This window comes from Uliginosibacterium flavum (genome assembly GCF_040566545.1).
Lineage (GTDB): Bacteria > Pseudomonadota > Gammaproteobacteria > Burkholderiales > Rhodocyclaceae > Uliginosibacterium > Uliginosibacterium flavum.
In genome coordinates, this window is the sequence record NZ_JBEWZI010000009.1 from 13,682 (window position 1) to 33,003 (window position 19,322).

The 19,322-nt window shown below is 60.6% G+C and carries 22 protein-coding genes; 16 read left to right on the top strand and 6 right to left on the bottom strand.

What is annotated here, in order from left to right; all coding sequences use genetic code 11:
* Positions 1-3 precede the first annotated feature (3 nt).
* The gene (locus ABXR19_RS09755; RefSeq protein WP_354600936.1) at positions 4-678 is read left to right on the top strand and encodes a cytochrome b/b6 domain-containing protein; all 675 of its coding nucleotides are present in this window, start codon (positions 4-6) and stop codon (positions 676-678) included.
* Between the two features lie 68 nt (positions 679-746).
* Here ABXR19_RS09755 and ABXR19_RS09760 read toward each other — a convergent pair whose 3' ends face one another.
* Positions 747-1,196, bottom strand: a complete 450-nt coding sequence (locus tag ABXR19_RS09760) for a c-type cytochrome (protein WP_354600937.1) — start codon at positions 1,194-1,196, stop codon at positions 747-749.
* A gap of 73 nt (positions 1,197-1,269) precedes the next feature.
* Positions 1,270-1,596: a DUF2322 family protein gene (locus ABXR19_RS09765; protein WP_354600938.1), complete on the bottom strand. Its 327-nt coding sequence runs from the start codon at positions 1,594-1,596 to the stop codon at positions 1,270-1,272.
* 224 nt (positions 1,597-1,820) lie between these two features.
* Here ABXR19_RS09765 and ABXR19_RS09770 point away from each other — a divergent pair, with 224 nt between their 5' ends.
* Positions 1,821-2,414, top strand: a complete 594-nt coding sequence (locus tag ABXR19_RS09770; protein ID WP_354600939.1) for a DUF2239 family protein — start codon at positions 1,821-1,823, stop codon at positions 2,412-2,414.
* On the opposite strand, the gene queG is transcribed toward ABXR19_RS09770, so the two are convergent.
* On the bottom strand, positions 2,393-3,532 hold the full coding sequence (gene queG, locus ABXR19_RS09775) for a tRNA epoxyqueuosine(34) reductase QueG (protein WP_435594315.1): 1,140 nt from the start codon (positions 3,530-3,532) through the stop codon (positions 2,393-2,395). The two genes, ABXR19_RS09770 and queG, sit on opposite strands and share 22 nt — an antisense overlap.
* A gap of 142 nt (positions 3,533-3,674) precedes the next feature.
* Between queG and tsaE the strand changes: the two genes are divergently transcribed.
* Both tsaE and ABXR19_RS09785 read left to right on the top strand, forming a co-directional pair.
* Entirely contained in the window at positions 3,675-4,133 is a 459-nt protein-coding gene (tsaE, locus tag ABXR19_RS09780) for a tRNA (adenosine(37)-N6)-threonylcarbamoyltransferase complex ATPase subunit type 1 TsaE (RefSeq protein WP_354600941.1), read from the top strand.
* A complete protein-coding gene (locus ABXR19_RS09785; RefSeq protein WP_354600942.1) occupies positions 4,103-5,449 on the top strand; it encodes an N-acetylmuramoyl-L-alanine amidase in 1,347 nt (448 codons plus the stop codon). The genes tsaE and ABXR19_RS09785 overlap by 31 nt, the downstream gene beginning before the upstream one ends.
* 83 nt (positions 5,450-5,532) lie before the next feature.
* Here the strand turns inward: ABXR19_RS09785 and ABXR19_RS09790 are convergent, their stop codons facing one another.
* Complete coding sequence (locus tag ABXR19_RS09790; protein WP_354600943.1) at positions 5,533-5,808, bottom strand: hypothetical protein; 276 nt, start codon at positions 5,806-5,808, stop codon at positions 5,533-5,535.
* 102 nt (positions 5,809-5,910) lie between these two features.
* Between ABXR19_RS09790 and ABXR19_RS09795 the strand changes: the two genes are divergently transcribed.
* Together ABXR19_RS09795 and ABXR19_RS09800 are read left to right on the top strand one after the other, a co-directional pair.
* Positions 5,911-7,410 carry a M48 family metalloprotease gene (locus ABXR19_RS09795; protein WP_354600944.1) on the top strand — a complete coding sequence of 500 codons (1,500 nt, stop codon included), beginning with the start codon at positions 5,911-5,913 and terminating at the stop codon, positions 7,408-7,410.
* Between the two features lie 144 nt (positions 7,411-7,554).
* Positions 7,555-8,259, top strand: coding sequence for a fumarylacetoacetate hydrolase family protein (locus ABXR19_RS09800; RefSeq protein WP_354600945.1), 705 nt, complete (start codon positions 7,555-7,557; stop codon positions 8,257-8,259).
* A gap of 74 nt (positions 8,260-8,333) precedes the next feature.
* Here the strand turns inward: ABXR19_RS09800 and ABXR19_RS09805 are convergent, their stop codons facing one another.
* Complete coding sequence (locus ABXR19_RS09805) at positions 8,334-8,567, bottom strand: DUF3567 family protein (RefSeq protein ID WP_354600946.1); 234 nt, start codon at positions 8,565-8,567, stop codon at positions 8,334-8,336.
* A 238-nt stretch (positions 8,568-8,805) separates the two neighbouring features.
* Between ABXR19_RS09805 and ABXR19_RS09810 the strand changes: the two genes are divergently transcribed.
* From ABXR19_RS09810 to ABXR19_RS09820, 3 genes are all read left to right on the top strand, one after another.
* Positions 8,806-9,018, top strand: a complete 213-nt coding sequence (locus ABXR19_RS09810; RefSeq protein WP_354600947.1) for a YdcH family protein — start codon at positions 8,806-8,808, stop codon at positions 9,016-9,018.
* Between the two features lie 248 nt (positions 9,019-9,266).
* Positions 9,267-10,112, top strand: a complete 846-nt coding sequence (locus ABXR19_RS09815; protein ID WP_354600948.1) for an HDOD domain-containing protein — start codon at positions 9,267-9,269, stop codon at positions 10,110-10,112.
* A gap of 257 nt (positions 10,113-10,369) precedes the next feature.
* Positions 10,370-13,273 (top strand): adenosylcobalamin-dependent ribonucleoside-diphosphate reductase, encoded by a 2,904-nt coding sequence (locus ABXR19_RS09820; RefSeq protein ID WP_354600949.1) that lies wholly within the window; start codon positions 10,370-10,372, stop codon positions 13,271-13,273.
* Between the two features lie 45 nt (positions 13,274-13,318).
* On the opposite strand, the gene ABXR19_RS09825 is transcribed toward ABXR19_RS09820, so the two are convergent.
* A complete protein-coding gene (locus tag ABXR19_RS09825) occupies positions 13,319-13,489 on the bottom strand; it encodes a hypothetical protein (RefSeq protein WP_354600950.1) in 171 nt (56 codons plus the stop codon).
* A gap of 32 nt (positions 13,490-13,521) precedes the next feature.
* Here ABXR19_RS09825 and ABXR19_RS09830 point away from each other — a divergent pair, with 32 nt between their 5' ends.
* From ABXR19_RS09830 to ABXR19_RS09860, 7 genes are all read left to right on the top strand, one after another.
* Entirely contained in the window at positions 13,522-14,223 is a 702-nt protein-coding gene (locus ABXR19_RS09830; protein ID WP_354600951.1) for a hypothetical protein, read from the top strand.
* Positions 14,224-14,589: 366 nt separating this feature from the next.
* Positions 14,590-15,072 carry an REP-associated tyrosine transposase gene (locus tag ABXR19_RS09835; RefSeq protein ID WP_354600952.1) on the top strand — a complete coding sequence of 161 codons (483 nt, stop codon included), beginning with the start codon at positions 14,590-14,592 and terminating at the stop codon, positions 15,070-15,072.
* 308 nt (positions 15,073-15,380) lie between these two features.
* Entirely contained in the window at positions 15,381-15,632 is a 252-nt protein-coding gene (locus ABXR19_RS09840; protein ID WP_354600953.1) for a YecH family metal-binding protein, read from the top strand.
* A gap of 652 nt (positions 15,633-16,284) precedes the next feature.
* Positions 16,285-16,650 carry a GlpM family protein gene (locus ABXR19_RS09845; protein WP_354600954.1) on the top strand — a complete coding sequence of 122 codons (366 nt, stop codon included), beginning with the start codon at positions 16,285-16,287 and terminating at the stop codon, positions 16,648-16,650.
* Between the two features lie 188 nt (positions 16,651-16,838).
* Positions 16,839-17,423, top strand: coding sequence for an SAM-dependent methyltransferase (locus ABXR19_RS09850; protein WP_354600955.1), 585 nt, complete (start codon positions 16,839-16,841; stop codon positions 17,421-17,423).
* Positions 17,424-17,495: 72 nt separating this feature from the next.
* On the top strand, positions 17,496-18,461 hold the full coding sequence (locus tag ABXR19_RS09855) for a DMT family transporter (RefSeq protein ID WP_354600956.1): 966 nt from the start codon (positions 17,496-17,498) through the stop codon (positions 18,459-18,461).
* Positions 18,462-18,573: 112 nt separating this feature from the next.
* Positions 18,574-19,290 (top strand): hypothetical protein, encoded by a 717-nt coding sequence (locus tag ABXR19_RS09860; RefSeq protein WP_354600957.1) that lies wholly within the window; start codon positions 18,574-18,576, stop codon positions 19,288-19,290.
* Positions 19,291-19,322: the final 32 nt, after the last annotated feature.

Below are 19,322 nucleotides of genomic sequence, written 5' to 3' on the forward strand. Positions count from 1 at the left end.
ACGATGACCGAAACAAAAAAAACACGTCGCATCAAGCTATGGGATCTGCCCCTGCGCCTGTTTCACTGGGCACTGCTGATCTGTGTGGCGGGCGCCATCGCGAGCATCGAAATAGGCGAGAACGTCGAGGTGCATCAATATTTCGGCTACGCCATCCTGAGCCTGCTGATCTTCCGCGTGATATGGGGCGTGGTGGGCGGCAGTCACGCGCGCTTTGTCAGCTTCATACGCGGACCGGGAACCGTACTCGACTACCTGAAACGCATGAAAGAGCACAAAGGCCCGAGCATCGGCCACAACCCGCTGGGGGCGCTGTCAGTGCTGGGCATGCTCGCCGCCCTGTTTGTTCAAGCAACTTCAGGACTGTTCCTGACTGATGAAATCATGTTTGAGGCGCCGCTCTTCAAATACATCAGTGGCGCCACCGCCAGCCTGCTGGCCGAGATCCACGAGATCAATGCCGCAATCATCTTCACGCTGATCGGTCTGCACTTGGCTGCGATCCTGTTTTACCGCTTTATCAAACGCGAAAACCTGATCACACCGATGGTAACGGGCAACAAGGAAGTGCCTGCTGAACTGCCGGACCAAGACGCCAGCGGCGGCTCTGCCTGGCTCGGCCTGCTGGTATTCGGCGTGGCAGCCGGCACCGTCTGGTTCATCATCAACAAGCTCTGATCCAGAACACATAAAAAAGCCGCCGCATCTTTCATGCGGCGGCTTTTCATTTGCATGATGGCCCGGATTTACTTCATCCGATAGTCATCGTGACAACCCTTGCAGGTCTTGCCCAGATCAGCCAGCGCAACCTTCAGCGTTCCAACATCACCGGCCGCCGCTGGCAGTGCCTTGGCTGCAGCAGTGAACTTGTCATAAGCGGCCTTGAACTTTTCCGGCTCACTCCACACTTTCGGGTCAGCCTTGGTCGGCGCGCCCTTGTCAGTCCCGGGACCAAAAGCGCCGGCTTGCAAGGGCAGATCGGATAGATCCGCGATCACGCTGGCATGGCGCACAGCGACATCCTTGTTGAAAGCTACGTCGCCCTTGGCCATCGCATTCAGTGCGCCGCTGCTGCGTGCGTTGACTGTCATGGCTGACTGACGATATTTGATCTGGTCTTCCGGCTTGGCCTGAGCGAAAGCCGCAGATGCGCCGAGGCCGGCCAGAGCGAGTACGGCAAGGTGCTGAAATTTCATGTTAATTCCTCTGTGGTGAGTGCTGCTCGTGTCATTGAATGCCGGGGGCGGCATTCACCTTAAACGGCCGGACTTAATCAGCCGATCCTGCAAAAACATGTTTGACCCGCAAAACGTGCCCATCACTGACAACTTGCAGCAAGCGATCAATGTTCGGATGCTTGCCCGGATTCTGCCGTGCATCGTCCGTGTGTTCAGCATAGATCTCCAGCCCCTTGTTTGCTGCATCGACATTGATCGCGCCGTAGAACTGGGCCAGATGATTGTAGACCGCCAACGAACCGATCTGACCGGGCTTGTGTTCGATAAGCCCAACTTCATTGCCATCGGCATCAAGGAGCTGAACTGCAGCAAGATGCGAAACGCCGGGGAGTTGTTTGAGATTGTCTGCGAAGGCCATGGTTTTAAGTGGAGAGTAAAGTGTAGGGAGATTTTAGCGCGCCTTGCCTGAAGAAGCGCACCCGCCCTGCCTAGCCAGCAGGGCACGCTGGAGAAGCCCGCCAGGTGCGGCTCTTGGAGATGGGCCCTGAAACACCTCCATCAGCTGATTTTACCCGGATATAATTTGACAAGTCATTTACACCCGGGTTTAATTACTTGCCTTCAATTTTACCCGGATAAATCATGCACGCCTACACCGCGTTTACTGGTCAACGCCTGCTCGCCTCCGGCGCCCTTGCCGATATCGTTCGTGCGCTCAAGGCCGAACTTGGCATTCAGCCCGATCTTGCCTATCAAGTGTTCGACAATGCCACTGGTCACTGTGTTGATCTCGATTTGCGCGGCACACTCGATGAGTCCCTGGCGCGCCTCGCTTCGGCAACTAGCGACACCGCTGCAGCGGTCGAGAAACCTGGTCCGGGCCGCCCCAAACTCGGTGTCGTCGCACGCGAAATCACGCTGCTGCCACGCCATTGGGACTGGCTCGCCAGCCAGCCTGGCGGCGCCTCGGTAGCACTGCGCAAACTGGTGGAAACGGCCAGCCGGGCCAGTCGGGCACGCGACCGGGCCCGTGCCTCCCGCGATGTTTGCCACTACTTCATGCTCACCATGAGCGGAAATCTGCAAGGTTTCGAAGAGGCTACCCGCGCACTCTTTGCCGGCAATTTCGCGGCAGTCCTTACCCACATGGCGGCTTGGCCAGCCGACATCCGGCAACACGCCGAAACCTTGTTGGAAACGGCCCAAAATGACGCCTACGAAGCACGCGAGGATTGATCGGCGCTGCTGTGTCTGGCTAGCGCCCAGGCCACATGCTCGCGAACCAGCTCCGACGCATCCTCGGCCCGCGCCTGCAGGGCGGCGATCACTGTCGGTGTGCTTGGCGCATTCCCCAGACCCACGGCCAGATTGCGCAGCCAGCGCTCATGCCCGATGCGATAGATCGCCGAGCCGGCCAGCCGCGTCTTGAACTCGTCTTCCGTCCAGGCAAACAGCTCGACCAGCGTGGCGCGATCCAGACCGTTGCGCACGGCAAAATCCGCCTCCTGCGTGGGTTGGGCGAAACGATTCCACGGACAGGCCAGCTGGCAATCATCGCAGCCATACACGCGATTGCCGATCAGGGGCCGCAGGTCTTCGGGAATGGCCCCGGCATGTTCGATGGTCAGATAAGAAATGCAACGCCGCGCGTCCAGCTGATAGGGAGCGACGATAGCCTGCGTCGGGCAGGCCGGAATGCAGGCTGAACACGAGCCGCAATGCCCCGTCTGCCCCTTCGACTTCGCTTCACTACGCTCAGGACGAACGGATTCAGGCAGCGCCAGATCAACGTAGATCTCGCCAAGAAAGAACAGCGAGCCCGCTTCGCGCGTCAGCAACAAGGTGTGTTTGCCGCGCCAGCCCAGGCCGGCACGCGTTGCCAACTCCACTTCCAGCACCGGCGCGGAGTCGGTGAAAACGCGATAGCCATAGTCGCCGACCGCTACGCCGATGCGCTCGGCCAGTTTCTGCAGGCGGGCGCGTATCAGCTTGTGATAATCACGCCCCAGCGCGTAACGCGAAATCGCCGCGCGCGCCTCGTCGGCCTGCACGGCGCGGGCCTCGGCCAGACCCGGCTCGGACCAGTAATCCATGCGTACGGAAATCACGCTGACGGTGCCCGGCACAAGTTCTGCCGGCCGGGCGCGTTTCAGGCCGTGGCGCGCCATATAATCCATGTCGCCGTGAAAACCGGCGGCCAGCCAGTCGAGCAGGCCCTGCTCGGCCGAGCTGAGATCGATGCCAGTGAAGCCGACTGCGGAAAAACCCAGATCACTGCCCCACGCGCGGATTTGCTGCGCGAGCGTGGCGGGATCGATAGATGGATGAGTGGAATGAGTCACGCCGCGGATCATACTTGGTGGGCGCCTCTAAAAGCTTCGAGTTCAAAGCAAGACAAGGCGCGAAAGAAAAATTTCGGTGCCGCATATGTTCGATATGCAAGACGATATTTTTCTTGAGCAACGCAGTATTGCGACGAAATCGGAGTTTTTAGAGATGCCCACCTTCCTTGAAGACGAACAGGCCACCGAAGCCTTCGGTGCGGCCCTCACATCGGCGCTATCACCGGGTCTGGTGATCTGGCTGACGGGCGATCTGGGGGCGGGCAAGACCACCCTGACGCGCGGCCTGCTACGCGCGCTGGGTCACACCGGCAGCGTCAAAAGCCCGACTTACACGCTGATGGAAATCTATAATCCCGGCAAAATCATGCTCTACCACTTTGATTTTTACCGTTTCAACCACCCTGATGAATTTCTGGAAGCCGGGCTGGAAGAGTATTTTGGCGGCGACGGTGTCTGCCTCGTCGAGTGGGCGGACAAGGCGCTGCCGCATGTGCCGCAAGCCGATCTGGAAATCCACATGAGCGTCGAAGGTGAAGGCCGCCGCGCCCGCCTCGAAGCCCGCAGTACAAAAGGTCATGAATGTCTGAATCGCGCTCAATTCACCCACTGAACCCGTCACGCCGGCGCCTGCTCAAGGCTGGCGGTGCACTGATGACGCTGCTGGTCACGCCAGTGGGCATGGCGCAGAGCGCCGCGCGCATCCTCGCCGTGCGCGTCTGGCCGTCGCGCGACTACACGCGGATCACGCTGGAAGGCGCAGATTTACTCAAGTACAACTTCCAGATCGTCAAGAATCCGGAGCGTCTGGTCATCGATCTGGAAGGCGTGGAATTCGACAGCATGCTGCAAAGCCTGCCGGACAAAATCTCCGAGACCGACCCCTACATCCGCCTGATCCGTGCCGGCCGCAACCGGCCCGGCGTAGTCCGTCTGGTCGTCGAGCTGAAGAGCGAAATCAGCCCTCAGGTATTTTCACTACCGCCGGCCGGCAGCTACGGCCACCGTCTGGTGCTGGATCTGTATCCGACCGTCGAGGCCGATCCGCTGATGGCGCTGATCGAAAAACGCTCGCCGGAAGATGCCGTCATCGGCAGCGGCAAGCCTGGCGCGGCTGAAGACAACCCCTTCCGCATCAGCCGCGACAGTGCCCGTTCTCCAGCCACCCCTGCTGCAAATGACCGTCCGGCGCGGATCTCCAGGCCAAGCCTGCAGCTGATCACCATCGCCCTGGATCCCGGCCACGGCGGCGAGGACCCCGGCGCAATCGGCGCACGCGGCACTTACGAAAAGACCGTCACGCTGGAGATCGGCCGTCGCCTCAAGGCCAAGATCGATGCCGAGCCGAACATGCGCGCCATGCTCACGCGCGACGCGGATTTCTTCGTGCCGCTGGGCCAGCGCGTAGAGAAGGCGCGCCGCGTGCAGGCCGACCTGTTCGTGTCGATTCACGCCGATGCCTTCATTCGCCCGGATGCGCGTGGCAGCTCGGTCTTCGTCCTCTCGGACCGCGGCGCCACCAGCACCGCCGCACGCTGGCTGGCAAACAAGGAAAACTCGGCGGACTTGATCGGTGGCGTGAATCTGGGCGTCAAGGACAGCCATCTGGCCAAGACCCTGCTGGATCTGTCGCAAACGGCCACGCTGAATGACAGCATGAAAGTCGCCAAGGCCGTCCTCAGCGAACTCGGTGGCATCAATCAATTGCACAAGGGCTCGGTCGAGCAAGCCAGCTTCGCCGTGCTCAAGGCGCCGGACATCCCTTCAATGCTGGTCGAGACGGCCTTCATTTCCAACCCGGAAGAAGAGAAGCGCCTGACCGACGATGCCTATCAGGACAAGATGGCCGACGCCATGCTGCGCGGCATCAAGCGCTACTTCGCCAAAAATCCACCGCTGAACCGCAACAAGGTCGCGCTCAAGGACTGATGCCTGAAGAGCCGCGCCCATATTGCTTCTGCAGTATACCCGCCTGAAGAAGCTTACCAGGCGTGGCTCTCCAAGCATGCCACTCAGCAGGCGGCAGACGCCCGGCCGGCCGGCACCGCCGCCAGATTGTCCCAATAGATGTCGTAACTCACTCCGCTGGCGTTGTTGTGTCCTTGCAACATGATGTCGCCAAAGTAGCCGCTGCCACCTGAATCGATACTGAGCGACAGATCGCCCACCGTATCGATCCGGTTGCGGCCATCGAACTTTGAGCACTTTTGAAAAATCAGATAGTGCGACACCCCGACAAAGTGACGTTCCACGTCACCCAAGACCCGTGGCGCGGCAGTGTCTTTCATCAAAATCGCCAAAATCGTGGAATTTGTCACACTCCTGTAAAAAACCAGGCGTGGCACATGGCTTGCTGAACTAACTGCAAACAAATCATGTAAGCGCAAACAATGAACAAAAGGGAGCTCCAGCGTCTGGTTGCACGCCTGGAAAGAGAAAGTGAAGCCGCGCCTGAGGCCTATCGCCTAAAGGTTGTGCTGCTTGCCGCGCTCGGCTATGCCTACGTATTCCTGATCACCGCCCTGGCGCTCAGCGGCCTGCTGTGGGCGCTGTGGCAGCTGCTCGACGGAGATTTCTTCGGCGCCACCAAGGTTGGCTTGCTCAGCGGGCTGATCTCCCTGTTTCTCGTGCCGGCCTTGTGGGTGCGGATTCCGCAACCGCAGGGGCGCATCCTGACGGCAGCCGACGTGCCCAAACTGTTTGCCATGATCGAGAAGATCCGCAACAAAGCACAGGGGCCGAAAATTGATCAGGTGATGATCAACGACGTGTTCAACACTTCGATCCTGCAGATCCCGCGTCTGGGCATTCTGGGCTGGCATCGCAATGTGCTGGTCATCGGCCTGCCCTTTTTGCAAGCCTTGTCGCGCAAGGAATTCGCCGCCATCCTGGCCCATGAATTCGGTCACCTCTCCGGCCGACACGGCAAACTGGGCACCTGGATCTACCGCATCCGCACCGTGTGGATGCAGGTACATGACTCCTTCAGCGAAGGTGACGGTTTTGCCCAGTTGCTGCTGACCCGCTTCCTGCGCAGCTATATCCCCTATTTCAACGCCTACAGCTTCGTCCTTGCACGTCAGGATGAGTACGAGGCCGACCGCCTCGCCGCCGCCATCGTCGGGCCGCGCACCCTCGCCGACGCGCTGATTGCCATCACCGTGCGTGGACGCTTCATCGAAGACTGCTTCTGGCGCGACCTGTGGAGCCGGGCCGATCGCCACATCACCCCGCCTTTCCTGCCGCACAGCGCCATGCGCACCGCCCTGAATCTGGGCCTGCGGGAAGAACAAGCCGAGCAATGGCTGAGCGAAGAGCTCAAGCACGACACTTTCAGTGACGACACCCACCCCTGCCTGCGCGAGCGCATTCTGGCTCTCGACACTGCCTGCGAACTGCCGCCGGATGCCACCCACAGCGCCGCCCAGGCGCTGCTCGGCGACCGCCTGCCGGAGCTGCAACACGCCTTCGACGGACTCTGGCTGCAGCATAACGAAGTGCGCTGGCGCGAACGTTTCCAGACCGTCGCCACCGCTCAGGACACAGCCCGTCGCCTCGAAAAACGCGAACAGCAAACGCTCAGCCCGACCGAGCTGGGTCACTACGCCCTGGCACTCGAAACCCTTGGACGCACCGACGAAGCGCTGCCCCTGCTGCGCCAGGCCGCCGACCACCCACAGGGCACCGCCAGCGCTGCGCTGGCGGCCGCCCGCATCCTGCACACCCGCGACGACGAAACCACCATCCGCTATCTGGAACTGGCCATGCAGCGCGACCGCAGTCTGTGCGAAGAGGCCACCACCCAGGCCGGCGCCTTCTACGAAGCGCGTGGCGACAGCGACAAGGCCAATCCTTACTGGAAGCGCCTGAACGAGTTGCAATCAGCCTGAGCGCCTTGCTGAAGAGCCTCACCCAGCGGACCTCTTCAGCATGCCTGCTTGTACAGCAAGGCTGGGTGCGGGTCTTCAGATAGCACACTGTGCGGCGCATTCACGGGCGATAATTCGCCCACCATCCCTCAAGTGGAGCCCGCAATGTTCAGCCTTAGCTATGTTTTCCCGGCCCCCGCTGTCGTCTCCCTGCCCGTCGCCGGATCGGACGCCCGTTTCCCTGTGCGCCGCATTTACTGCGTCGGCCGCAACTATCTGGAACACATCCGCGAACTGGGCAACGACGAGAAAGAACCACCGATCTTCTTCACCAAGCCACGCGACGCCATCGTGCAGGACGGCGCAAGCATCCCTTACGCCAGCGTCACCCAGAACCTCCATTACGAGCTGGAACTGGCCGTCGCCCTCCAGTCGGGCGGCTACAACATCCCCGAAGATCAGGCACTGAGCCACGTCTTCGGCTACGCCGTGGCGCTGGACATGACCCGGCGCGATCTGCAGAAACAGCTCAGCGCCAAAGGCTCGCCCTGGGATGTCGGCAAGGGCTTCGACCACTCCGCACCTTGCGCCGCAATTCACCCTGCCAGCAGTGTCGGCCATCCAGCCTCCGGCCTGATCCGGCTAAGCGTGAATGGCGAGGTAAAACAGAACTCCGACCTCAAGCAGATGATCTGGAACGTGCCGCAAATCATCGCCCACTTGTCCCGCCTGTTTGACCTGCAAGCCGGCGACCTGATCCTCACCGGCACGCCAGCCGGCGTCGGCCCGGTGCAGCCCGGTGACGTAATGGTCGGCGAGATCGACAGCCTGGGCACGCTGACGATCCGCATCGGCGAGCCCTGCGCCTGACTCCTTTCCCGACAGCAGAAAGCCGCAGACTGGCTGCGGCTTTCCGGGGGGTGAAACGAACTCGAACAGAGGGCCTACTGATAAATGGCCGGCTGGGTTAACAGACCATCGTAACCATCCAGGCACAGATCAAACTCATTCACATCGTCACCCTGATTCATCACATCTTCCAGTTCGCGGCGAAACCGCAGTGCCGTTGCGCCGGCCAGCAAACCACCACGGGCCCTGCGTTTGTCGATGACTTCAATGGCACCGACCGAAGGGTAATCTACAACGTAGAGCGCCGGATTGTTGAGTACGATATGCATGGTAACCCTCCTTCGAACATTGGTTTTTCGGGGGCTTGCCGGGGTGGAATTTCACCACCCTCTGGTGTTCATATCGGCCGCGCAGTGCGCTTTCTCCAATCACCGATGTTAAGAGTTGTGTCTGTGCCCTTTAGTTCCTACGCTACAAACAACGCTCTGGATTACCGTACGGTCTGAAGCGCCTGTCGCAGCAAGAAAAAATTCACTACAAAAATAAAAATACCCGAGGAGCAAACCGATGAGCGACATGTTTGAAAACGCGATGAATCTCAATCATCGTCTGGATAGTCTCAGGGCCGAGCACCGCGAGCTCGACGACGCCATTTCCCGCCTGTGCCTCGCCCCGGACGAGGACGAACTGGCGGTACGCCGCCTCAAGAAACGCAAACTCATCGTCAAGGATCGCATCTCGATCATTGAACGCACGCTCGGCCCGGAAACCCAAGCCTGATTCCTTAGAGGCTGTTCACGATCTGTAGCGAGAGGCCGTCAGCAGAGTGAAGAGCAGCGCAGGAACCGGAATGTATGTTGATACATGAGGATTCCGGGCAGCGCATGAGCTCTGATCACGGCCTCGCAGTAAGATCATGAGCAGCCTCTTGCGCCAGACCCATACCCAGCTCGCCCATTCCGGGCCATAATGCCCCGCTGAAACACAGCCTGCCGGCCCCCGCGCAGGCACACAGGGAAGGGTCGTTCATGCACCTTGCACAAGAACTCGTTGCCAGCCAGAACCATCTGGCCAGTCTGCCCAACCTGTATTACAAAGTCCGCGAGGCCCTGCTGGATCAGGATCTGGATATCGGTGATCTGTCCGACCTGATCGCCGCCGACCCCGCCATCACCGGTTCCTTGTTGCGCATCGCCAACAGCGCCTTCTACGGATTCCCGCGCAAGATCGAAACCCTGTCGCGCGCGATCAGCCTGATCGGACTGGATCAAGTCGGCGAAATCGTTCTCGCCAGCACCCTGGCAGCAGCCTTCAGCGGCATTCGCCCACATCGCATGGACATGGGCCGTTTCTGGCGCGGCAGCATCCGCCGGGCATTGCTGTGCCGCCAGTTCGCCCGCAGCCTTGGGGAACGCGATGCCGAACGCGCCTTCGTTGTCGGCCTGCTCTCGGACATGGGCCACCTTGTGATGTATCACGCGGTGCCGGATCTGATGGGCATCGTGCTCGATACCGCGCAGGATGGACTCCTCGCCCAGGCCGAACAGGAACGCAGCATCGTCGGCTGCGACTTCACCGAAGTCGGCGCGGCCCTGTGCGCCGCCTGGCACCTACCGGCCAGCATCGGCTCGGTGATTGCCTGCCAGCTCACGCCGGAACAAGGCGGCGAACACAGCGCCGAAGCCGCCCGCCTGAACCTGGCCATTTCCATGGCGGAATGTCTGGAGCGCGGCGAAAGCGCAGGCGCCTCCTGTCCGCTGCTGTGCGACGCCGCGCCAGATCTGGCCGGCGTCGATCTGGCCCTGATGCCGGTCTTCGCCGAACATTGCGAAGCCCAGCTCGAATCGGTCATGACCTCGCTCGGCGTCAGCTGAAGCAGCCTGCTACACGCTTTACACCCCCACCTGCCTGCCAAGCCGCGCCCGGCGGGCCTCACCGGGCAACCCCCTTGCGAAGCCCCGCCAGTAGCCACTGCGCACGCCTGCCCTTTGGGGCAAACCCCCTACATCTAGTATTTTATTGAAGAGCACACACTAGATGTAGTAAGCTCCGCCGATCAATTCGCCACAGCGTCCCGAACCTGGTTTCGCTACACTGTGAGTAAGAAAAACCACCACGGGAGCTAAATACGATGGAAACACAGATCCGCAACGAGGCCATTTCCACCCTCGCAGAGCAAGAGATTTCGGGCGAGATCCTGCTCGAAAAATACGCCAAGGGTAATGAAGCCTCTGTTACGGACGTGCGCCGTCGTGTCGCCCGCGCGCTTGCAGCCATCGAAACTGAAGACAAACGCGCCTTCTGGGAAGAGCGATTCTTCGAAGCCCAGGAAGCCGGCTTCATCCCCGGCGGGCGCATCAACTCCGCTGCCGGCACCTCGCTGGCCGCCACCCTGATCAACTGCTTCGTGCAGCCGGTGGGCGATTCCATCACCGAAGAAGTCGACGGCCGCCCGGGCATTTACACCGCCCTGTCGCACGCCGCCGAAACCATGCGTCGCGGTGGCGGCGTGGGTTACGACTTCTCCTCGATCCGTCCGGTCGGCGCCCATGTGAAGGGCACTCAGAGCCGCGCCTCCGGCCCCGTCAGCTACATGCGCGTGTTTGACCGCAGCTGCGAGACCGTCGAATCCGCCGGCGCCCGCCGTGGCGCCCAGATGGGCGTGCTGCGCTGCGACCACCCGGACATCGAAGCCTTCATCCACGCCAAGGATTCCGGCGATCTATCCAACTTCAACCTCTCGGTCGGCGTCAGTGATGCCTTCATGCAGGCCGTGGAAGTCGACGGCGATGTCGAACTCGCTCACAAGGCCGAACCCGCCGCCGACTTCAAGGCTGCCGGCGCCTATCAGCGCGAAGATGGCCAGTGGGTGTATCGCAAGGTGCGCGCCCGTGATCTGTGGGAGCAAGTCATGCGCTCCACCTACGATCACGCCGAGCCGGGCATCCTGTTCCTGGATCGCATGAACAAGGACAACAACCTTTACTACTGCGAAACCATCGAGGCCACCAACCCCTGCGCCGAACAACCGCTGCCGCCGTATGGCTGCTGCTGCCTGGGCTCGATCAACCTGACCCGCTTCATCACCAACCCCTTCACCAAGAAGGCCAAGTTTGACGAAGCCGGTTTCGCCAAGGTCGTCGCCACCTCCACGCGCATGCTCGACAATGTGCTGGACGTGACCCACTGGCCGCTGCCGCAGCAACACCTCGAAGCCATGAACAAGCGCCGCGTCGGCCTCGGCTTCACCGGTCTGGGCGACGCCCTGATCATGCTGTGCCTGCGCTACGACACCAACGAAGCACGCGCCATGGCCACCAAGATCAGCGAAGTGATGCGCGATGCGTCCTACCTCGCCTCGGTCGACATGGCCAAGGAACGCGGCGCCTTCCCGCTCTTCAATGCCGACATGTACCTATCCGGCGGCAACTTCGCCTCGCGTCTGCCGAGTGACGTGAAAGAGCAGATCCGCAAGCACGGCCTGCGCAATTCGCACCTGCTCTCGATCGCCCCCACCGGCACGATTTCACTGGCCTTCGCCGATAACGCCTCCAACGGCATCGAACCGCCCTTCTCCTGGACCTACACCCGCAAAAAACGCATGGTGGATGGCACCCATAAGGAATACGCCGTCGAAGACTACGCATGGCGTCTGTACAAGCATCTGGGTGGCGACACCAGCAAGTTGCCCAGCTACTTCGTCACCGCGCTGGAACTGTCCGCCGCTGCGCACAAGGACATGGTCGCCGCCGTCGCCCCGTGCATCGACACTGCCATTTCCAAGACCGTCAATGTGCCGGAAGACTATCCCTACGAGCACTTCGAAGACCTCTACATGAGCGCCTGGAAAGCCGGCCTCAAGGGGCTCGCCACCTATCGCCCGAACAGCATCCTCGGCTCCGTCCTCTCCGTCGGCCCCAGCACCGCACCGGGCGGCGACGACAAGAAAAAACCGCACGACGTGCAAGTCAGCGACGCCAACCGCCGCCTGACCATCCCCAATCTGCCCGCGCCCGTACTCTCCAGCCTGCGCTGGCCGAATCGTCCCGAGCTGCCCAACGGCAACCTGTCGTGGACCTACATGCTCAACAGCCCGCAAGGCTCGTTCGCCATCTTCGTCGGCCAGACAGATAGCAGCAGCGATGCCAACGGCGATTCCATCCGTGGCAACTTCCCCTTCGAAGTCTGGGTGAATGGTGCCGACCAGCCGCGCGGCCTCGGTGCCGTCGCCAAGACCCTGTCGATGGACATGCGCGCCAACGACCACGCCTGGCTCAAGCTCAAGCTCGACATGCTGGCCCACACCGTCGGTGAAGCCGCCTTCGAATTACCCTTCCCACCGCATGGCGAACACAAGCGCGTGCCCGGTGTCGTCGCCGCCTTCGCCCAGATCATCCGCTACCGCTGCGAAACCCTCGGCGCGTTTGAACTGGAAGGTGAAACCCCCGTACGCGACGCCGTGTTCAGCGTCACCGAACCCAAGACCGGCGCCGACGGCACCCTGTCCTGGACGGTCGACATCCAGAACCCGGCCACCTCCGAAGACTTCGTCCTGGGCCTCAAGGAAATCACCCTGCCGGACGGCCCCGGGGGTCATTCCCAAACCCGCCCTTACTCCATGTGGCTCTCCGGCAACTACCCGCGCGCCCTGGACGGTCTGGCCCGCCTGCTCTCGCTCGACATGCGCGTCGTCGATCCGGCCTGGATCGGCATGAAACTACGCAAACTCCTGAACTACCCGGAACCCCTGGGTGACTTCATGGCCTTCGTACCCGGCACGCGTCGTCAGCAAAACTGGCCCAGCACCATCGCCTACATGGCCCGCCTGATCATCCACCGCTACGCCATGCTCGGCGTGCTGGACGAAAACGGCTACCCCATGCGCGAAATGGGCATCCTCGAAACCCCGCGCGAAAAGGACGAGCCCAAAGTCATGCAAGGCTCAGCCTGCCCGGAGTGCGGCAACCACACCATGATCAGGAAGGATGGGTGTGACTTCTGCACGGCTTGTGGGGCGGTGGGGACTTGCGGGTGATTTGATGAATGAAAAAGGCAGCTCTGGCTGCCTTTTTTGTATCTGCTAGATTTTTACTACCAAAGGAGTTATGGCCATGGCAACAAGAGTTACAGGCAAGCCCGTAGCAAGCAAGTCGTCAAGCGTCCTGACTTCGACAAGTACGGGAAAATCATCAAAAACCGCAGCGGGAAGCGCGCTGTCGCAGGTATCTCCAACAAAGACCACTTCGGCCAAAGCGGCCTCCGCCGCCTCTAAAGTTCTGAGCGATGGACGAACCAGTGCCGCGTCGAAAAGCGCGGCGGGCTCAGCTCTCGCTCAACGTAAAAAGTAACCACGGTTGGTTATTTCCGCGTACGGCGTGGAAACCCCAAGTGCGCCCTGCAATAGATGCAATATCTGCTTTTGGCAATACGTTAGACGTCCAAGGAAAAACAATGAGCCTCGCATACAAAAATCTTGACTCAAAAACACGTACTCACATGGCAGCAGAATTGGCCATTGATCAAGCAAGAGGCAATCTTTACGTTAGCCCACGCCTTAATGATCAAGGTGTGAGAGCTTGGCCCGCTCTCATTGAAGAGGCCATCACTACTCACGATGATGCGTGGCTCTCGGCAGAAATTAGAAATCGCAACCTTCTAAAGACACGCGAAGAACGGCGAAACCCAAAAGGAGGCACAACACCTGTCCAAGTCCCGGTCAATGCTCATGAAACCCTTGCCGAAGGTGAGTTCAATCGCTTTTATGCTCGCGGTCTTTGCCTTCGAGCAATACAAGAAGGCAATCCAAACATAGTTGCCTATCGGGCACGTCACTCAGAACATCCTCGTTCGGAGTCAGAAGCCATGGTGGGTCGTGCCTTTGCTCCCGAAGCCCTGCTTAATGATTTGCGATCATCTGTTGGTGTCGAGCCAGCCCTTGGCTTACCGCCCGGCCCAAACTCGGGTCTTTCCATTCGGCTTCCATGACCAAACCCGGTAACGCGTAAGGTGGGTTCCCTTGGTGATCGCGGTGGGTTGTCGCTTTGCTCCGAACCCACCCTACCTCCGAGCCAACGCCAACGCGTAGGGTGGGTTCGCGAAGCAACCCACCGCTGCTGGTGCAATCCCCGCCAATCTTCGTTCACGCGGCCCACCGCTTGGCTGCTACAAAGCCTACCAAACCTGACGAACGCGTGAGATGGCTTCTCTGGGGGAATCGCGGTGGGTTGTCGCTTCGCTCCGAACCCACCCTACCTCCGGAACCCACCCTCCGAACCCGAACCAACCGCCGCTTTGCGGACGCGATAACTTCGGTCTGTTGTTGTCTTCATCGCGCCATGCCATGATTCTGGCATGCCGAACTACCGTCGCAACTTCCTGCCGGGTGGAACATTTTTCTTCACGGTAAATTTGCTGGAACGTGACCGTGATTTGCTGGTACGGCATGTCGATGCGCTGCGCAATGCTGTGCGCACGGTACGCGCCGCACATCCGTTTGAAATCGTGGCTTGGGTGGTAATGCCGGATCACCTGCATTGCATCTGGATACTCCCACCGGGCGACACGAATTATCCGGAGCGCTGGCGCCTCATCAAATTGCTGTTTTCACGCAGCTTGCCGAAAACTGAACACATCAATGCCTCGCGGGAATCCAAAAACGAGCGTGGCATCTGGCAACGCCGCTTCTGGGAACATACGATCCGCGACGAACGCGATCTGAACAATCACATCGACTATGTTCACTACAATCCCGTCAAACACGGCTACGTTACAAACGCCGCTGACTGGCCCCACTCCACTATTCACCGCTACATCGAACAAGGGCGAAACGCGTAATGCTTCCGCCAAATCATCCCCGCCAACGGCATGCTGCCTTGCGGCGTCTGGCGGAACCGCCTTCGGTGTTCCGATCTACCCCCTCTGAAGAGCCGCCCCCAGCGGACTTCTTCAGGTAGGCACCGCCATCAGGCAGCCTGCCTGCGGGTCTTGCGCCACCCTGCTTGCAACGCCTTATCCCACGCGGATCTCCAGCCTGCACAACGACAGCGGCGCAGTACAATTCCGAGTTTCTGCTTGCGGAGGCAAAGTGCAGGAACGGTTCGTGCTCACCCAATTCGTCCCCTTTCAATCCGGAGTCCGAAACAATGTCTGAATCCATTCATGGTCACGCCGTGTTGCACATGATGCTTGATCAAGGCCAGCCCTACAGCCGGCAGAGCCTGAGCGCGGCGATTCTCGAACGCTTCGGTAGCGCGGCGCGCTTTCATACCTGCAGCGCCGAGGGTCTGGATGCCGCTGCGCTGGTCGCATTTCTGGCGGACAAGGGCAAGTTCGTCGAGGCCCGCAGTGGTTTCACCACCACGCCGGATCACATCTGCGCGCACGATGAGCATTGAGTGCCCCCTGATGCCCATCGGGGGTTTGTGGGCAAGTTCGCACGCAAACTGTGGCGGAAGCGCGGATACGGCATCAGCACGCCAAATTGCCTGATCAGCGCTTTAAATAGTTGTTTTGTATAACTTTTCCGGATGGCGACATTTAAAACTTGAGTTGGATGTTAGGGTTTTCCCGGAGGATACTTCGCTCATCAGGTACCGCTTCCGGTACCCGGCAAACGAAGAGGAAATCATCATGTCCAAGCAAGTTCAAAGCGCCATCGAATCGTCCGGCAAATATCTGGGCGCCATCGCCTTTTTCTCAGCCGCCCTGTTGCCGACGGTGTATCAAGTTGTATTGCTGAGCCACTGATCCAGTATGGTCACGCACAGGCATCAGGGGCTGGCACATGCCAGCCCCTCTGCCAAGTGCAGCATGTGTCGATAAAAATGGCGGCGTTTTTTACAGTTTGCCCATGACTGTTTTTGTGATTGCCGCTGTGCGCCTTTGCCCCTTGCATTAACTTAAACGTGTTCGCTGGTTTGTCGTGGCGATCAACGCCCTCAGTACAAATCCCCCTCGCGAAGCGGTTCTTTTGTCGGGCATGCAACAGGTACCCGCTCGCAGCCCCCTGCGCAGCTCGCCAAAACTACAGGACAACAAGGGCCCACCATGGACGCAGCTACCCTTATCAAGTCTTCGCTGGGCTTCGTCCTGGTTCTGATCATTCAGCTTGCTGCGCGCTCCAAGCTGTATTACCTCTCTGCGCTGATCCCGCTGTTTCCCTCACTGGCGATGTTTTCCTACTATTTTGTGGGCAGCAGCCAATCCGTCGAGCGACTGCAGGAAACCATTGCCTTTGGCATGCTGTCGCTGATCACTTACCTGTGTTTCCTGATCGCGCTCTTCATCAGCGTGCGCTATCTGCGCATCGCGCCAGCGCTGCTACTGGCTTCGGCGGTCTGGTTCGGGGTGGCCTTCGTGGAAATTCGCGCCTGGCCCTATCTGAAACCCTTGCTGGGCTTCAACGCGACCTGATCGCTACGCACCTAAGCTCGCCCTCAGGCACCTTGGGTAGGGCTGCTCAGGCAAGGCACCGGAGGCGGCCGGTCTTTCACGCCACGCTGACCCCGCAAAAATGAACGCGCTGACGGCAAGGCCTGAGCCGCCCAACACCGCTCGACGGTGTAGCATTCACCCGCCCCTTGCCGCCCCCGGAGAACCCAATGTGGGATGAACGCTACGCCAATGCCGAATACGTGTATGGCACCGAACCGAATTCATTTCTCGTCGAACACGCCCATCGCCTGAGCGGGCCTGTGCTATCGCTGGCCGAAGGCGAAGGGCGCAATGCCGTCTTCCTGGCGAGCATGGGGCTGAAAGTGCTGGGCGTGGACAGCTCCGCCGTAGGCCTGCGCAAGGCCCATGCATTGGCCAGCGCACGGCAGTTGAAGATCGAAACGGAGGTGGCCGATCTCGCGCACTTCACCCCGACGCAAGCGCACTACGGCGCGGTGGTATCGATCTTTGCGCACTTGCCCGGCGCGCTGCGCCAGCGGCTCTATCCGCTGATCGAGCAGAGCCTTGTGCCCGGCGGCTTCGTGCTGCTGGAGGCCTATTCCGAAGAACAGCTGGCCTACACCACCGGCGGGCCGAAGGATGACGATATGCTGATGAGCGTGGCGAAGATCGAGCAGCACTTCCCGGAGCTGGAGCCAGTGTTGCTGCGCCAGATCGAGCGCGAAGTCTGCGAAGGCAGTTATCACACAGGCCGGGCCTCGGTCGTTCAGTTCATTGGCCGTAAAAGCTGATACCTTCTGCCGCCTGAGCGCAGTGTTCAGGGCTTTGCCCGCCCCAGCAGCCCTTCAACCTCTCGACATTCCATGCCCGCTCAATCCCTGTTTCGTGGTGTCCTCTGTGCCTTGGGTGCCGGCCTTGTGTGGGGCCTGGTCTTTGTTACACCCCAGATCCTCGACGACTACCCGCCAGCCATGCTCGCTTTCGGGCGTTATCTGGCTTTCGGCCTGATCTGCCTGCCACTGGCCTGGCGTGATCGGCGGCGTCTGGCGCAGTTGAACAAGCGCGACTGGTATGCGGCGCTGGAACTCGCCCTGATCGGCAACATCCTGTACTACCTGTGCCTCGCGGCGGCCATCCAGCTGGCCGGCGGCGCCCTGCCCACCCTGATCATCGGCACCCTGCCGGTGGTCATTTCTGTTATTGCCAATACTGGCAAAGCGCCCGTGCCCTGGAGCAAGCTGGTCCCGCCGCTGCTCGTCATCGCGCTGGGGATTGCGCTGGTCAATCAGCATGAGCAGGCGCTGGTCGCGAGCGCGCATTCGCACTACGCCCTCGGGTTGCTGCTCGCCATCGTCGCGCTGGCCTGCTGGACCTGGTATCCGATCCGCAATGCGCGCTGGCTGCAATTACACCCGACACTGTCTTCGAGCACCTGGGCCACGGCGCAAGGTTTGGCGACCTTGCCACTATCGCTGATCGGCATGGGCGGCGCGGCGCTGTGGTTTAGCAAACCGGAAAACGGCTTCGCCTTTCCGCTCGGGCCACGCCCCCTTCTCTATGCAGGGCTGATGCTGGCCATCGGCCTGCTCGCCTCCTGGCTCGGCACGCTGTTGTGGAATCGCGCCAGCCGCCTTTTGCCGACCGCGCTGAGCGGTCAGCTCATCGTCTTCGAAACGCTGGCCGCCCTCGCCTATGCCTTCATGTGGCATGGCAGACTGCCCTCAATCTCCGTCGCAGCGGGAATTCTGCTGTTGATCAGCGGGGTCATACTAGGCGTGCGCACCTTCAATCAACAATCTGAACGAAGGAAAGCCCAAGCCGTCGTATAGGCCGGGGCATTTAACCTACGCTGACAAACCCTGCGACCAAGATAAATCGCGATGAATCCATCACCCAGCCGCGCGGGTTACGCCTGCGGCTAACCCGCCCGACGCCAACACTATGCCCAATCTCCCCGAAGCCGCCTTCCTTAATCACGCCGGCCTCAATCGCCAGCACGTTTTCAATCTCGCCGAGCTGCCGGCTGATCTGGTCGCGCCGCTGGCGCCCGCGGCGCATGAGCGTCAGCTGATCCTGTTTGGCCATGCCGGGCGGCGGCTGTGGGAATGCGTGCAGGCCGAAGGCATTCGCACGGAACATCCAATTGACGAGTACAGCGTGCGCACGGTGGAGGCCTGGCTGGCGCAGGCCTTGCCGGCGGCGCGGGCGCGTTTTGTATTTCCGCAAAGCCTAGGCTCACGCCACATTGGCCTGCAGCGTCTGGGCACGATTGCCGGCTGGCATCGGGCGTCGCCTTTCATGGTCGGTATCGACTCAGTATGGGGCAGCTGGTTTGCGTATCGCGTGGCGATCCTCACGGATACGGATCTGCCGGCCTCGCAGCCGGTGGATAACGGCTATCCGTGCACGAGCTGCGCGACTAAGCCCTGTATCACGGCCTGCCCGGCCGGGGCGCTGGCAGGCGGCAGCTTCAATCTGGCAGCTTGCAACGCCGGGCGTCTCGCCGCCGAATCCGATTGCGCGCTGGGCTGTACGGCGCGCAGCGCCTGTCCGGTGGGGGCGGAGCATCGCTATGAAGAAAGCCAGATCTGCCACAGTGCGGCTGGCTCGCTGGCGACGATCCGCCGTTATCAGGAAAACCTGCACAAGATCGCCTGAAGACCCGCCCCCGGACTGGATCTACAAGGCAG

Bases quoted from the DNA above. Each gene is read 5' to 3' on its own strand.
- ABXR19_RS09755 (WP_354600936.1), top strand. From the start codon at position 4: ATGACCGAAACAAAAAAAACACGTCGCATCAAGCTATGGGATCTGCCC.
- ABXR19_RS09760 (WP_354600937.1), bottom strand. From the start codon at position 1,196: ATGAAATTTCAGCACCTTGCCGTACTCGCTCTGGCCGGCCTCGGCGCA.
- ABXR19_RS09765 (WP_354600938.1), bottom strand. From the start codon at position 1,596: ATGGCCTTCGCAGACAATCTCAAACAACTCCCCGGCGTTTCGCATCTT.
- ABXR19_RS09770 (WP_354600939.1), top strand. From the start codon at position 1,821: ATGCACGCCTACACCGCGTTTACTGGTCAACGCCTGCTCGCCTCCGGC.
- queG (WP_435594315.1), bottom strand. From the start codon at position 3,532: ATGATCCGCGGCGTGACTCATTCCACTCATCCATCTATCGATCCCGCC.
- tsaE (WP_354600941.1), top strand. From the start codon at position 3,675: ATGCCCACCTTCCTTGAAGACGAACAGGCCACCGAAGCCTTCGGTGCG.
- ABXR19_RS09785 (WP_354600942.1), top strand. From the start codon at position 4,103: ATGTCTGAATCGCGCTCAATTCACCCACTGAACCCGTCACGCCGGCGC.
- ABXR19_RS09790 (WP_354600943.1), bottom strand. From the start codon at position 5,808: ATGAAAGACACTGCCGCGCCACGGGTCTTGGGTGACGTGGAACGTCAC.
- ABXR19_RS09795 (WP_354600944.1), top strand. From the start codon at position 5,911: ATGAACAAAAGGGAGCTCCAGCGTCTGGTTGCACGCCTGGAAAGAGAA.
- ABXR19_RS09800 (WP_354600945.1), top strand. From the start codon at position 7,555: ATGTTCAGCCTTAGCTATGTTTTCCCGGCCCCCGCTGTCGTCTCCCTG.
- ABXR19_RS09805 (WP_354600946.1), bottom strand. From the start codon at position 8,567: ATGCATATCGTACTCAACAATCCGGCGCTCTACGTTGTAGATTACCCT.
- ABXR19_RS09810 (WP_354600947.1), top strand. From the start codon at position 8,806: ATGAGCGACATGTTTGAAAACGCGATGAATCTCAATCATCGTCTGGAT.
- ABXR19_RS09815 (WP_354600948.1), top strand. From the start codon at position 9,267: ATGCACCTTGCACAAGAACTCGTTGCCAGCCAGAACCATCTGGCCAGT.
- ABXR19_RS09820 (WP_354600949.1), top strand. From the start codon at position 10,370: ATGGAAACACAGATCCGCAACGAGGCCATTTCCACCCTCGCAGAGCAA.
- ABXR19_RS09830 (WP_354600951.1), top strand. From the start codon at position 13,522: ATGGACGAACCAGTGCCGCGTCGAAAAGCGCGGCGGGCTCAGCTCTCG.
- ABXR19_RS09835 (WP_354600952.1), top strand. From the start codon at position 14,590: ATGCCGAACTACCGTCGCAACTTCCTGCCGGGTGGAACATTTTTCTTC.
- ABXR19_RS09840 (WP_354600953.1), top strand. From the start codon at position 15,381: ATGTCTGAATCCATTCATGGTCACGCCGTGTTGCACATGATGCTTGAT.
- ABXR19_RS09845 (WP_354600954.1), top strand. From the start codon at position 16,285: ATGGACGCAGCTACCCTTATCAAGTCTTCGCTGGGCTTCGTCCTGGTT.
- ABXR19_RS09850 (WP_354600955.1), top strand. From the start codon at position 16,839: ATGTGGGATGAACGCTACGCCAATGCCGAATACGTGTATGGCACCGAA.
- ABXR19_RS09855 (WP_354600956.1), top strand. From the start codon at position 17,496: ATGCCCGCTCAATCCCTGTTTCGTGGTGTCCTCTGTGCCTTGGGTGCC.
- ABXR19_RS09860 (WP_354600957.1), top strand. From the start codon at position 18,574: ATGCCCAATCTCCCCGAAGCCGCCTTCCTTAATCACGCCGGCCTCAAT.